We start from the raw sequence: 13,507 nt of genomic DNA, 5'->3' as shown, positions 1-13,507 counted from the left end.
GTACCATGATCAAATGACCGGGGTTGAATATCAGCCCCGAATTACCTTTGCGAAATTGTCAAAGATCGGCTCATTGGCACAGATCACTTCGCCATCCTCAAGCACGCTGCCTTCGGGGTTCAGCGCCTGAACAAAGCCGCCCGCCTCTTTCACGATGATGATGCCTGCGGCCAGATCCCAGGCGTTTAGGCGACGCTCCCAAAAGCCTTCGTAACGACCGGCGGCCACATAGGCCATGTCCAGCGCGGCAGCACCCCAGCGACGAACACCTGCACAGGCAGGCATCAGACGGGCCAGATCCTGCAAGGTCGCAGGCAGGTCCGAACGGCCACCGAATGGCAGACCTGTCGCGAAGATCGACTCGATCATGCGATGGCGGCCCGACACACGGATGCGCATGTCGTTCATCCACGCACCTTCGCCTTTTTCGGCAAAGAACATCTCATCCTTGGCAGGGTCATAGATCACACCCGAAACGATCTTGCCCTTATGTTCCAACGCGATAGAAACGGCCCAGTGCGGCAGACCGTGCAGGAAGTTGGTGGTCCCATCCAGCGGGTCGACGATCCAGCGACGAGTCGGGTCTTCGCCGTCAATCGCGCCGCCCTCTTCGGCCAGCCAACCATAGGTCGGACGGGCACCCAGCAATTCCTCTTTCAGGATGGCTTCGGCCGCGATATCGGCCTTCGACACAAAGTCGCCCGCACCTTTCATCGACACCTGCAGGTTCTCGACTTCACGAAAATCCTTGACCAGAGAACGCCCCGCCTTGCGCGCGGCCTTGATCATGATGTTGAGATTTGCACTGCCAACCATTTTCCATAGGCTCCTGTCCGGTCAAGCCGCGCGTATACTGGGGCAACGCGCCCTTGCCAAGAGGAATGATGCGCATGGCTGATCTGCGTCCGGTGTTAATGAGTCTGAAGCTTACGCGCCTCGGTCCGCGCCAGTTTCACCAACTCTTGCACAAAGGGTTTTTCAAGGTCTTCGCTGCGGACCGCAGCATATAACCTGCGGGTAATCCCATCTTTGGTAAGCGGGCGCGTGACGTAGTCCGAGCTATACTTTACCTCGCGCACCACCCAGTCCGGAAGAACGGATATGCCCCTATTCGAAGCCACCAACAACAAGATCACAGCGGTCAGTTCAACCTGTCGGATGGTGGCAGGCTCGACCCGGGCCGGGATCAGCAACTGACTGAAAACATCCAACCGGGTTCGTTCGACCGGGTAGGTAATCAGTGTCTGACCTCGGAAATCTTCAGCTTCGATATAGGGCTTTTCAGCCAATGGATGCGAAGACGCCGCGACAAATACGGCCTGGTAGTCAAAGAGTTCGACAAATTCGACACCCGGCAGATCTTCGGGGTCAGAGGACACCACCAGATCAACCTCTTCTTTCTGCAAGGCGGGCAACGCGTCGAATGCAAGACCCGGGCGGATATCCACATCAACGTCTGACCAGGATTTACGGAAAGCTTCAAGCACCGGAAACAGCCACTCGAAACAAGCGTGACATTCGATCGCAATGTGCATCCGACCGGTGCGACCGTCGCGCAGCGATGAAAACTCATCCTGCATCGCCTCGACCTGAGGCAGAATTTGTTCAGCGAGACGCAGCAGCCGCAAACCAGCTGCCGACAACTTCATCGGCTTGGATCGACGTAAAAACAGCTCGACCCCGGCCTGATCTTCCAACCCCTTGATCTGGTGACTTAGTGCGGATTGCGTGATGTTTAGCTGATCAGCTGCACGCGCAAGCCCACCGCATTCGTGGATAGCTTTGATCGTCCGTAAGTGGCGAAATTCGATATGCATTACTCACGCAACTCATGTTGTTGTTGAACAATATGAGTTTGTCTCACAATGCATCTGATGGCACAAGGGCATAAATGACAGCTACGAGGCCAACATGACCAAGCCTGAGATTTCATTCGAGTTCTTCCCGCCGCAGACTCTGGAGGCCTCGTTTCGCCTTTGGGATACGGTTCAGACCTTGGCGCCGCTGAACCCACGGTTTGTATCGGTGACCTATGGTGCTGGTGGTACAACACGTGAGCTGACGCGTGATGCAGTTGCAACCTTGCACAAATCCTCGGGGCTGCCTGTTGCTGCGCATCTGACCTGTGTCGATGCTTCGCGTCAGGAGACGCTTGAGATCGCAGACACATTCGCGCGCGCAGGCGTTCAGGATATCGTTGCCCTGCGTGGCGACCCCCCTAAAGGTCAAGACCGGTTCGCCCCCCACCCTGATGGTTTCACCAACTCGGTAGAACTGATTTCTGCACTGGCCGAGACCGAGATGTTCAGCATCCGTGTCGGCGCCTATCCGGACAAACATCCCGAAGCAAGCAATGCTCGCGCTGATGTGGATTGGTTAAAGGCCAAGCTGGATGCGGGCGCGGACGAGGCGTTGACCCAATTCTTCTTCGAGGCTGAAACCTTCTTCCGGTTTCGCGATGCCTGCGAAAAAGCGGGGATCGACAAGCCTATCGTACCGGGCATTCTTCCCATCGAGAACTGGAAGGGTGCGCGTAACTTTGCAAAACGCTGTGGCACCCACATTCCCGACTGGATCGAGAACGCATTTGACAAAGCAATCCGGGACGATCGCGAAGATCTTCTGGCGACGGCGCTATGCACCGAACTCTGCTCGGACCTGATAGAAGGCGGCGTGGACAAACTGCATTTCTATACGCTCAACCGACCTGAGCTTACTCGGGATGTCTGTTTTGCCCTGGGCATTACACCCCAGACCGAATTGCAGAACGTCGCCTGATCCCACAGTTTTTGCGTTTGCCCTGTATCGCCGGGCATGGCAGTCGTCTGTCATGCTCGTTTGCGACAACCGCTGCGCGGGCGACAATCTCGATATGCACCCGTCAACTGTTGCCCTACCTCAGTCTAATTCCTGAAAAAATTTGACAAAAATGTGATCAATGGCAATCTGACCCCGTTGTAGTTTTAATGAGTGTTTTGAGTATGAAGCCAGTGAGCAAGGTACAGGCTCGGGCCGAAGCGTTGCAGGTTCTTGGTCTGCCCCCAAATGCAAACGCAAACGAGATTCGTGAAGCCTGGCGCAAAATCGCGTTCCACGATCATCCTGATCATACCGACGGTGATTATTCCGGTTTTTCGGATGCTAAATCAGCCTATGATTTTTTGCGTAAAGAAGGGATGACACGCAAAAACGGTTTAGATTCTTCTACACCGCGTCGTCCTCGTCTGAAGAAACGCGTAATCGAACTGGCCGCAGATGAAATCAAAGCTTGTCACGATCTGTTAAAACCCGAACGCGCGCTGAAGGATTTATCGAAACTAGGTGAACCGGACGCCGCCAAAAGCGCCCGCGAATCTTCGGACCATGTTCCTGATGCAATCGGATGCTTCGGGCGCGATCTTACCTACTTCGTTGCATCGTCAGTCTGCGAAGGGTCTAACCGCGTTGCATTGCCAACCTCGGTCCTTTCCGGCTACCGCAAGTCAGAAACAGAGATTCTGACCTTTCGGTCCAAGGGCTCGGGCTCCGGTGAGATTGTCATTCCTGACCCGATACGTGAGAGGAAATTTCCCGGTGCCAAGAGTGTAACAATACGGTTCGAAGCGGATCAACACATGCGGGATATGTTCGAGTTGGCGGGGTGAGAGAACCCGCCAGCGAAAAAAGCCCGGCCTTAGTGGCCGGGCTTTCTTTCATTAATCGGAATCAGTTGGAAATCGGGCCTTCTGATGTGAATTTCGGGATCACGCTGGTCGAAGCGGCATCCCCTTCGATTCCGGGCCAGTTGCCTTCCGCCAGGTCGATGTTGGCCGGAACATCCTCTTCCCAGAAACCAACAACAACATCAGTGATGTTCAGATAGAGCTTGTCATCGACAATACGCCACAGATTTGGGTTGCCCGGAACCTTGCCGCCTTTCGACACGCCGTATGCACAATGGCCATCATATTGCGGTGCGTAAAAGGCCGGGTTTTCCAGAAACTTGTCACGGTTCTCTTCGGTCGCAAACGCCCAGGTAACACCATTATAGTCTGCGGTGATGTCGGCCCGACCGCGAACAGCCTCGGGTTGCGACTGGCCTACAGGAACCTGATCCAGGCTGCGGTAAGCAACAACGTCGTATCCCGATACGGCAAATCCGGTGCCATCAACATATTGTTCTCCGGCGAACGCGGGCACGGCAAAAGCCATCGTCGCGGCAAGGGTCAGCGCAAAGCGTTTCATGTGATTGGTCCTCATGTCCTTACGGTTTCTGGTCACCCGAACTGCGGGTCTGGTCAAACAATAGGTAATTTTGGCCCGGCGCGAAGACCCCCTCGCGCCGCTGTGAAAACCAGAGGGGTTTTGTGAGGTGAACGAGGCGCAATGTTACAAATATCTCGCCACATCCGGGGTTGGACTTTGAGTTTTGCAATATTAGCTGTGAAGGCGGCGCGTTTTGGCCAAATGATGCAGAAAGGCAAAAGATGAGCGAACAATCCACTTACACACCCCCAAAGGTCTGGACTTGGGACAGCGAAAGCGGAGGACGCTTTGCCAATATAAACCGGCCCATAGCCGGTGCGACCCACGAAAAGGATCTTCCGGTCGGGAAGCACCCGCTTCAACTGTATTCGCTCGCCACCCCGAACGGCGTCAAGGTTACGGTCATGCTGGAGGAGCTTTTGGCATTGGGCCATTCCGGGGCCGAATACAATGCGTGGCTGATCAACATCGGTGAAGGTGATCAGTTCAGCTCGGGCTTTGTCGGGGCCAATCCTAACTCGAAGATACCGGCGCTGTGGGATCATTCAGGTGAAACACCTGTGCGCGTTTTCGAGAGCGCCTCCATCTTGCTGCATCTCGCCGAGAAATTCGGTGAGTTTCTGCCCGCCAGCGGTGCCGAACGGACAGAAGTGATGAACTGGTTGTTCTGGCAAATGGGCAGCGCGCCATATCTGGGCGGTGGCTTTGGCCACTTCTACGCTTATGCGCCTGAGAAATGGCAATATCCAATCGACCGTTTCGCGATGGAGGCCAAACGCCAGTTGCATGTGCTGGAACTGGAACTTGCCGATAAGCCTTATATTGCAGGTCAGGACTATACGATCGCCGATATGGCGATCTGGCCGTGGTACGGGCAGCTTGTTCTGGGCCGTCTATACGATGCGGCAGAATTCCTGAATGTCGAAAGCTACGAAAACGTGATGCGGTGGGCCAAAGCCATCGATGCTCGCCCCGCCGTTCAGCGCGGCCGGATGGTCAATCGTGCGTTTGGAGAGCCGCATACGCAGTTGCACGAACGTCATGACGCCAGCGATTTTGAGACGCGCACGCAGGATAAACTGGAAGCGGCAGACTAACGTCCTGCGCTACTTCAATATCGGGGGCCGCTCGGGATCACTACCCGGCGCGGCCCTTTCCATTTGGGGCGCTTGAGGCTGGGGCAAATCGAACCGCAGCCCAACCTTTGCCAAGGCAGAAGTAGCCGGATCCTGCACTTCAAAAAAGCCAACATCCAGCGCTCCGGCCTCGATCCCCGAAAAGGTCAATGCCTCGGATACGGCGCGTGCAAGCGCTGGCTGCGCGCCTTCGACCGCCGAAACGAATCCCAACAGGTGGCCCTGTCCCCCATCCTCGGTCCTTGTTCCAACCAGAAACGCCGCCGCAGCCAGACCTGCAGCCGTCGCCAGCTTTGCATCAAGCGCGGTTAACAGAACATCAGGCAAACCGGAGGGCGGATGGAATTCGGCAAGTCGCTGCTGCACCTCCTTAGGACCATGCTGCAGCGTGTCAGACAACCAACCGAGCGCTTCAGCGGGGATCAACATCGACGACGGTGCAACATCAAGGTTCAGACCCAGCCCGACCCCCTGCCCCGACAACATCCCTGAAAGAACACGACCCGACAGAGCGACATAGGGGACCGGTCGACCCGCAAATGCAGCCAGTCGTTCCTCAAGATCAAACACCAGAACAAAACGACCATCCGCCACATCGAACAGCTCGGGCGAAATGCTTTCATCCTTCGCTTCTTCGGTGAGCATCAGAAAGAGCTCGCTATCGGCCAGTCTTTCAAAAAAGCGTAGTCGAGCGTTGTCGTCTTCCGGTGCCGCCTGCATGGCGGCATGTGCAGCATCCAAAGCTGTGGCTTCAGTCATTCAGAACCTCGTGCACCCGTTTCTGTAGCACCGGCAACAGCTCGGCCTCGAACCAGGGGTTTTTCTTCAGCCAAGCCGTATTGCGCCAGGACGGGTGAGGCAAGGCAAAGACGCGCGGCGCATGGTCTCGCCAAAGGCTGACGGTCTCGGTAACCGGTGTTTTTACGCCAAGATGGTATTTATGGGCATGACCCCCGACGAGGATCGTCAACGGTACTTCTCCCAACTTAGCCATCACTTTGTCATGCCAGGTGTGCCCGCATATCGGCGGCGGAGGCAGGTCGGCCTTTCGCTCATTGTATCCGGGGAAGCAAAACGCCATCGGCACGATGGATACGCGCGAACGGTCATAAAATGCGTTCTCATCCAGTCCCAGCCAATCCCGCAGCCGGTCACCCGAAGGGTCGGTGAAAGGCTTCCCTGAAGCATGGACGCGCGCGCCCGGTGCCTGACCTGCGATCAAAATGCGCGCACCGGGGCGAAACCAGACCACCGGGCGCGGCTGGTGCGCAGTCGCGGTCTGCGCGAACCTGTCCGCACACAAACGGCAGGCTTGGATGTCCTCTATCAGCGAATTCATCGGATCAACAGGCTTTTGCAATGTTCATCGATGAAGATAGGCATCATCTACCCTCGAGCCAATGAAACCGTCCTTGCAACACATCAATGTCATGAACGCGGATGCGCATTGATCATTTGTTTCATATTTCGACATAATGTGGCCAACATGGATCGGTAGCACACCGATCCTCAAACCGTCAAAACCCCGAGCGATCTGCAGGCCGCACATGCTGGAATTCGAAAATGTCAGCAAGTCTTTCTGGACCGGAACCCGCCGCAAGGTGATTCTGGATCGGGTCTCGTTCCGGGTCGAGCTTGGAACATCTCTTGGCGTGCTGGCCCCGAACGGAACCGGCAAGACCACGTTGATCAACATGATGGCAGGGCTGGAAAAGCCCGACGAAGGCGTGATTCGGCGCGACTGCCGCGTATCCTTCCCCATGGGCTTTGCAGGAGGTGTGGCCAAGCGCCTGTCCGCGCTGGAGAACGCACGCTATATCGCGAAGATCTACGGCATGGATCCCGACTATGTCGAAGCCTACTGCAAATGGCTGTGCAACTTGGGTGAGTATTTCGACCAGCCGCTCGGAACCTATTCGTCCGGAATGCGGGCCCGGTTTACATTTGCACTGATGCTGGCCCTGGATTTCGATATGTATCTGATCGATGAGGGGATGCCCTCGACAACCGATGTCGAGTTCAACAAGAAGGCGGGCGACATTCTGAAAGAGAAGCTGCGCACGACAACCTTGGTGATCGTATCGCACAACCCTTCGCTTCTTGAAAAATTCGCGCGGCAGGCTGCGGTATTGGTAGACGGCCAGCTTTACATGTTTGAAACCTTGGAAGAGGCAAAGCAGCTCTATGACTACCAAACCCAAGGCTAGGAAATACAACCCCGACCGCACGGCACGCGGTTCTGGCACTGCCGAGGCACGCTCGGACGCCATTTCGCGCATCCGAAAGGCGACCCAAGGCACAGACTCGGCTGACGACACTCAGCAACCGGGCAACGAGTTGGACGCGATCAAACGCGAAGGTCTGACAGGGCGGCAATTGCGCGTCGCGCGGCGTTTGGCGCACAAGAACGGGCTGGCGGCGACGTCTGACTACGATGCGGTCCGACTGTTACGAAAGAAAGGAATTGATCCGTTTCAGCGCACAAACCTGCTTGATCTGGCAGCTCCTGACCAAGGTAAGCCAACTGGTGATGACGCCGCGCAAGACAATATAAAGATTCACCTGCCGCAAACGACCAGGGACTCGCAGAAGAACCTGCCAGGACCCGAACTCAGCCCAGCCGAACGTCGTGAATATGAAATCGGGCAGATCCAGAAAGACATCGCCCGCCGCCGACGCCGCAAGCTTGCCGGGTTATTCGCACGATTGACGGTGTTCGTATTCATTCCAACATTCATCGTGGGCTACTATTTCTATCGCGTGGCGACACCGATGTATGCCAGCGACTCGGTGTTTTCGATCCTGCAAGCGGATGGCGGCGGTGCCTCATTCGGTGGATTTCTGGCGGGCACGCAGTTTGCGACGGCGCAGGATTCCGTGTCCACTCAGGAATTTCTGGAATCCAAGGATGCATTGGAACGGCTTGAACGTGATGTCGGATTTACTGAGTTTTTTCGGCAGGATTGGATAGACCCGATCCAACGATTGCCGGCTGATGCGACGCTTGAAGAAACCTACAAGCTTTATAAACGTATGATCACAATCGGATATGATCCTAGTGACGGCGTCATCCGAATGGAGGTCGCAGCGCCGAGCCCCGAGATAGCGGTCGATTTGTCCAGGCGGCTTATCTCTTACGCGGAAGAGACCATCAATGGTCTGACTGAATTGAAACGCGAAGACCAGATGCGCGATGCCTTGGCGAGTTTTGAGGCTGCGCAAGAGGCACGCAGACAGGCTCAGGAAGACCTGATCGAACTGCAGCTACAAGGTGCGATACTGGACCCGCAAAGTGTGATCGCCAGCCTGCGAGGAAGGATCGATCAGTTCGAATTCGAGCTGCAGGACAAAGAACTACAATTGGCCGCGCTTCTCGATAATACGCGCCCCAACCAGGCCAAGGTGGATGGTACACGGGCGGATATCGCGCGGCTGCAAGCGGTCCTTGATGAGTTGAATGCCGAGATGTTGGATGTGTCGGCGGGCGAAAATTCGCTGGCGCGTTTGAGCGTGCGAATCCAGATGGCTCAGGCCGATCTGGCGGCGCGTGACATGATGCTGCAAACGGCAATGCAGCAAATGGAAGCCACGCGGACCGAGGCCAATAGGAAAGTGCGGTATCTGACCGTCTCGGTGAACCCGGTCGCCAGCCAGGAACCCAGCTATCCGCGCAAGTTCGAAAATACGATTTTGGCATTCCTGTTATTTGCTGGTATCTACCTGATGATCTCGCTTACCGCGTCGGTCCTTCGTGAACAGGTATCCTCGTAAGACTCATGAAACATGTAAAAATAGCCGACCTGACGGTTGGCAACGACCTTCCGCTGACCATCATTGCCGGCCCTTGCCAGCTTGAAACCGCCGATCACGCCCAAATGATCGCCGGCACCATGAAAGAGGCATGCGACGCCGCAGGTGCGCAATATGTGTTCAAGGCCTCGTATGACAAAGCCAACCGGACCTCGCTGTCCGGCGAGCGCGGCATGGGCATGGAGTCCGGGCTGCAGGTGCTGGAAGATATCCGCAAGACCATGGGCATACCGGTACTGACCGATGTCCATACCGAAGCGCAATGCGCGATTGCGGCTGAGGCGGTCGATATTCTGCAAATCCCTGCGTTTCTGTGTCGTCAGACCGACATGCTGCTGGCGGCTGGCAATACCGGCAAAGTGGTCAACGTAAAAAAAGGGCAGTTTCTTGCCCCGTGGGAAATGCCGAATATCGTCACAAAGATCGAAAGCACTGGCAATCAGAACATCCTGCTGACCGAGCGTGGAACTTCGTTTGGCTACAATACGCTGGTCGCGGACATGCGATCGCTGCCGCAGATGGCGCAAACCGGATATCCGGTCGTCATGGACGCGACCCATTCGGTGCAACAGCCCGGCGGCCAAGGTGGTTCCTCGGGTGGACAGCGTGAGTTTGCGCCAGTGATGGCGCGCGCTGCTGTATCTCTAGGCGTCGGGGCTGTTTTCATAGAAACCCATCAGGATCCCGACACCGCCCCCTCAGATGGGCCGAACATGATCCCTCTGGATCAAATGGGCCATCTGGTTGACACATTGATGCGATTTGATGCGCTGGCCAAAGAAAACCCAATTCAGATTTAACGATTGAGATTTGTGATGACCAAGCCTTTGCCTGAGGTGACCCCAAACACCTGGAGCTTTCTACGCGATCCGATGATCAAGCCCACGGGCTTTCGCGAATATGACGCGCGGTGGAAATACCCCGATGAGATCAATCTGCCAGGCATGACGGCCCTGGGTTTGGGTCTGGGCACACAGATGCTCAAACGCGGGATCGAACCCGTGATTGCAGTGGGAAATGACTATCGCGATTATTCCCTGTCGATCAAAAACGCTCTGATCGTTGGACTTATGCAGGCGGGTATTCAGGTGAAAGATATCGGCCCAGCGCTCAGCCCGATGGCGTATTTCGCGCAATTCCATCTGGACGTACCGGCGGTTGCGATGGTCACGGCAAGCCATAACCCGAACGGTTGGACCGGCGTCAAAATGGGCTTTGACCGCCCATTGACCCACGGCCCTGACGAAATGTCGGAACTGCGCGACATCGTCCTGAACGGGGAAGGTGTTGCACGCCCGGGCGGGTCATATGAATTCGTCGATGGCGTGAAGGAAGCCTATATCGACGATCTGGTCGGTGACTTCAAAATGTCGCGTCCGCTGAAAGTGGTTTGTGCCACCGGCAACGGCACCGCCGCCGCCTTCGCGCCCGAGATTTTCGAAAGGATCGGGGTTGAGGTTGTGCCCAGCCATACACGGCTGGATTACACCTTCCCCAATTACAATCCGAACCCGGAAGCCATGGAAATGCTGCATGACATGGCCGACACAGTCAAATCCAGCGGCGCGGACCTGGCGCTAGGGTTTGATGGGGATGGCGATCGTTGCGGTGTTGTGGATGACGAAGGCGAAGAGATATTTGCCGATAAGGTCGGCGTCATCATGGCCCGTGATCTGGCCAAGCTGCATCCAGGTTCGACCTTTGTAGCCGATGTGAAATCCACCGGGCTGTTCGCCAGCGATCCCGAGTTGCAAGCGCTTGGGGTCAAAGCCGACTACTGGAAAACCGGCCATAGCCATATGAAGCGCCGCGTCAAGGAAATCGGTGCGCTGGCTGGGTTTGAGAAATCGGGACACTATTTCTTGGCGGAACCGGTCGGGCGCGGATACGACTGCGGAATGCGCGTGGCGGTGGAAATCTGCAAACTGATGGACCGCAACCCGGACAAAAGCATGTCAGACCTTCGGAAAGCACTACCAAGGACATGGTCGACACCCACCATGTCTCCGTACGCAGCGGATACGGAGAAATACGATATACTGCAGCGCCTGGTCGGAAAATTGGTTGCCAAGGCCGACGCCGGCGAACACTTCGCAGGGCGGGCTATCAAAGAGGTCGTGACCGTCAATGGAGCCCGGGTCATTCTGGACAATGGCAGTTGGGGCCTCGTTCGCGCGTCATCCAATACACCCAATCTGGTCGTCGTCTGCGAAAGCAGCGAAAGCGAGGATGAAATGCGCGCGATCTTCGCAGATATCGACGCCGTCATTCGAACTGAACCCGGCGTGGGCGAATACGATCAGACAATCTAAATGACACCATGAAGGGCGCCCATTTCGGCGCCCTTTGTTATCGCGTTTAGATCAATCCCCGCCAAACAGCTTGAGCAGGCCTTTCTTGGCCTCATCCTCAAGCTTGTTCTTCAGCGCGTCTTCGATGTGATCGGAATCCGTCACCGTGGTATCCAGTTCTTTACCAACCTTTTCCAAAACCTTCTTCTTTGCGTCGTCTTCCAGTTCTTTAACTTTGCCTTCGGCTGCTGCCTCTATGACTTTGGTAAGGTCCGGCTTGATCGACGGGTCGCTCCACGGGCCTTTGATCCGAACAGGCACCGATATCCCCTGCCCTGAGTTGGCGCGCAGGGCGACTGGTGTGAACAGATAATCGATATCGCGAGCTCCTAAGCCAATGCGGCCCGTACCGTCCGCCCGGAAATTATCCAGCTGCATCAACAGGTCCTTGTTGGTCAAGTCGCCATTCTTCATCGTAAAGCTGGCCGTAAGGCTGTTGAATACGGTCGTACCACCCGATCCCTTTCCCCGCCCCATAAGGCGGTCAAGATCCAGCCCCGAGATAACGCCCCGCCCGACCTCGATATCTCCTTTGCCGCTGAGCGATCGCATGATCTGATCTTCGCTCTGTCCGACGCCCAGAAATTCAAGATTGCCTGAACCGGTGCCCGAAAGCCGTTTGATATCCCCAAGCGTTTCGAGCGCTTCGTTGATATCGATATTGGCGGCTTTCAGATTTCCACCAACCGACAGACCGTTGCGATTATTGGCGACCACCTGGCCGTTCAATTGCCCCGAGAACAGCGAGGCCGGGTGCATCTGCAATACAGCCCGCGACCGATCAAGGCTGAGTGTCAGATCACTTTTCCCAAAGGTCATACCCGGAACCGCAATCGAGGTGGCTTGCAAGCGGATCTTGCCATTTGCCAGCGCCAGAAACGACGCATCAATTGGGGCTTTTGACCACCCTTCCGTATCTAAGGTGCCGTCAGAAGCGTTGCCTCCGCTTACCTTCGATAAGTCGAGATCACCTGCGTTCAGACGCGCAGTCATCTGGGGCGGATTTGAAATCTGGATATCAGCTTCGCCCTCAAGCCGGTTTTGATCCAGAACCGCGATCATGTTGCGCAATGAAATCCGCCCGTCCCGGGTATAGGTCATCTGCCCGGATACGCTCGCGACCTGTCCTAGTCCCTCCGGAACGGTGACTCCTCCCTGACCAAACGCGGCCAGCATCTTTTGAGTGTCCTTGGCCGTGACCGTCGTCTTGCCATCCATTTCGCCGGCCAGATTCACCCGGCCCGAGAACTGAATATCTCCGCCAGGCGCGGTTAGGCTCAGCTGCAACGGCGTGACAGCGCCGCTGGAAAATGCGGGCAAGTCGGGGATGGTAAGGTCCACTGCGACGCTGCCTCCGGGGACGGACATACTGGCTTGCATTTCCATTGGGGCCGTTACGTCAGGCCAGCGGGCCGAAAGATCGACATCGGCAAAATCCATACTAACCGCGCCATTCTCAAGATAGATTAGGCGCGCATTGGTCAGTTCCAACCGCTCGAGCGTGATGGGTCGGCTTTCAACGGCTTGCGCCGTAGCGCCCGTTTGCGAGGAGTTACCTGGCTGATGCAGCTCCCAGTTGCCGCGCCCATCGGCGCGTTCAAGGCGTAGAACCGGGCTATCGGCCAACACCCGTTTGATCCGGATATTCCCAGACAACAACGCCGAGGCATCGACCCCAACCGCGAGGCTTTGGGCGCTAAGCATCGGTTCCGGCCCGGCCCAAGGCGCATTGCCAAATGTCACAGGGCCGGTTTCCATCCCCAATACCGGCCAAAATGACAGTTTGACGTCACCGGTCAACTCGAGATCGCGGCCTGTTTGCGCCTTTACTTGTTCAGCAAGTATTGTCGCCAGTTTTTCGCCTGGCATCAGCAGCAAGGCACCAATGACCAGCCCGAAGGCTGCAACTATGAGAAATAGAAAACGAATGAGCCACTTCATGGGTCTGCCTTTCCGGCCTTTCTG

General features: G+C 56.2%; 13 protein-coding genes. 7 read left to right on the top strand and 6 right to left on the bottom strand.

All coding sequences use genetic code 11. The features are described from left to right. Window positions 1–30: 30 nt before the first annotated feature. Both ACR0CZ_RS06890 and ACR0CZ_RS06885 read right to left on the bottom strand, forming a co-directional pair. Window positions 31–816, bottom strand: coding sequence for an inositol monophosphatase family protein (locus ACR0CZ_RS06890; RefSeq protein WP_170392295.1), 786 nt, complete (start codon window positions 814–816; stop codon window positions 31–33). Between the two features lie 95 nt (window positions 817–911). Next, a complete protein-coding gene (locus ACR0CZ_RS06885) occupies window positions 912–1,817 on the bottom strand; it encodes a LysR family transcriptional regulator (RefSeq protein ID WP_170392297.1) in 906 nt (301 codons plus the stop codon). Window positions 1,818–1,911: 94 nt separating this feature from the next. On the opposite strand from ACR0CZ_RS06885, the gene metF reads away from it, so the two are divergent. Continuing rightward, on the top strand, window positions 1,912–2,778 hold the full coding sequence (gene metF, locus ACR0CZ_RS06880) for a methylenetetrahydrofolate reductase [NAD(P)H] (RefSeq protein WP_170392298.1): 867 nt from the start codon (window positions 1,912–1,914) through the stop codon (window positions 2,776–2,778). A 203-nt stretch (window positions 2,779–2,981) separates the two neighbouring features. Further along, window positions 2,982–3,644, top strand: coding sequence for a J domain-containing protein (locus tag ACR0CZ_RS06875; protein ID WP_170392301.1), 663 nt, complete (start codon window positions 2,982–2,984; stop codon window positions 3,642–3,644). A 61-nt stretch (window positions 3,645–3,705) separates the two neighbouring features. Here the strand turns inward: ACR0CZ_RS06875 and ACR0CZ_RS06870 are convergent, their stop codons facing one another. Continuing rightward, entirely contained in the window at window positions 3,706–4,224 is a 519-nt protein-coding gene (locus ACR0CZ_RS06870; protein ID WP_170392303.1) for a YHS domain-containing (seleno)protein, read from the bottom strand. A 242-nt stretch (window positions 4,225–4,466) separates the two neighbouring features. On the opposite strand from ACR0CZ_RS06870, the gene yghU reads away from it, so the two are divergent. Continuing rightward, window positions 4,467–5,342, top strand: a complete 876-nt coding sequence (gene yghU / locus ACR0CZ_RS06865; protein ID WP_170392305.1) for a glutathione-dependent disulfide-bond oxidoreductase — start codon at window positions 4,467–4,469, stop codon at window positions 5,340–5,342. A 9-nt stretch (window positions 5,343–5,351) separates the two neighbouring features. On the opposite strand, the gene ACR0CZ_RS06860 is transcribed toward yghU, so the two are convergent. Beyond that, the gene (locus ACR0CZ_RS06860) at window positions 5,352–6,140 is read right to left on the bottom strand and encodes an SseB family protein (protein WP_170392307.1); all 789 of its coding nucleotides are present in this window, start codon (window positions 6,138–6,140) and stop codon (window positions 5,352–5,354) included. Next, window positions 6,133–6,720, bottom strand: coding sequence for a uracil-DNA glycosylase family protein (locus tag ACR0CZ_RS06855; RefSeq protein WP_170392310.1), 588 nt, complete (start codon window positions 6,718–6,720; stop codon window positions 6,133–6,135). Before ACR0CZ_RS06855 ends, ACR0CZ_RS06860 begins: the two co-directional genes overlap by 8 nt. Window positions 6,721–6,928: 208 nt before the next feature. Between ACR0CZ_RS06855 and ACR0CZ_RS06850 the strand changes: the two genes are divergently transcribed. From ACR0CZ_RS06850 to ACR0CZ_RS06835, 4 genes are read left to right on the top strand one after another with little or no spacing between them, the layout of a single operon-like run. Further along, window positions 6,929–7,588, top strand: a complete 660-nt coding sequence (locus tag ACR0CZ_RS06850; RefSeq protein ID WP_170392311.1) for an ABC transporter ATP-binding protein — start codon at window positions 6,929–6,931, stop codon at window positions 7,586–7,588. Next, on the top strand, window positions 7,566–9,152 hold the full coding sequence (locus ACR0CZ_RS06845) for a capsule biosynthesis protein (protein ID WP_170392313.1): 1,587 nt from the start codon (window positions 7,566–7,568) through the stop codon (window positions 9,150–9,152). The genes ACR0CZ_RS06850 and ACR0CZ_RS06845 overlap by 23 nt, the downstream gene beginning before the upstream one ends. Window positions 9,153–9,157: 5 nt before the next feature. After that, window positions 9,158–9,991, top strand: coding sequence for a 3-deoxy-8-phosphooctulonate synthase (kdsA, locus tag ACR0CZ_RS06840; RefSeq protein WP_170392315.1), 834 nt, complete (start codon window positions 9,158–9,160; stop codon window positions 9,989–9,991). 15 nt (window positions 9,992–10,006) lie between these two features. Then, window positions 10,007–11,503, top strand: a complete 1,497-nt coding sequence (locus ACR0CZ_RS06835; RefSeq protein ID WP_170392317.1) for a phosphomannomutase/phosphoglucomutase — start codon at window positions 10,007–10,009, stop codon at window positions 11,501–11,503. 51 nt (window positions 11,504–11,554) lie between these two features. On the opposite strand, the gene ACR0CZ_RS06830 is transcribed toward ACR0CZ_RS06835, so the two are convergent. Then, window positions 11,555–13,483, bottom strand: a complete 1,929-nt coding sequence (locus ACR0CZ_RS06830) for an AsmA family protein (protein WP_170392319.1) — start codon at window positions 13,481–13,483, stop codon at window positions 11,555–11,557. Window positions 13,484–13,507: the final 24 nt, after the last annotated feature.

It is taken from the genome of Ruegeria sp. H9 (assembly GCF_056532915.1).
This window is presented reverse-complemented; position numbering and strand designations above follow the sequence as displayed.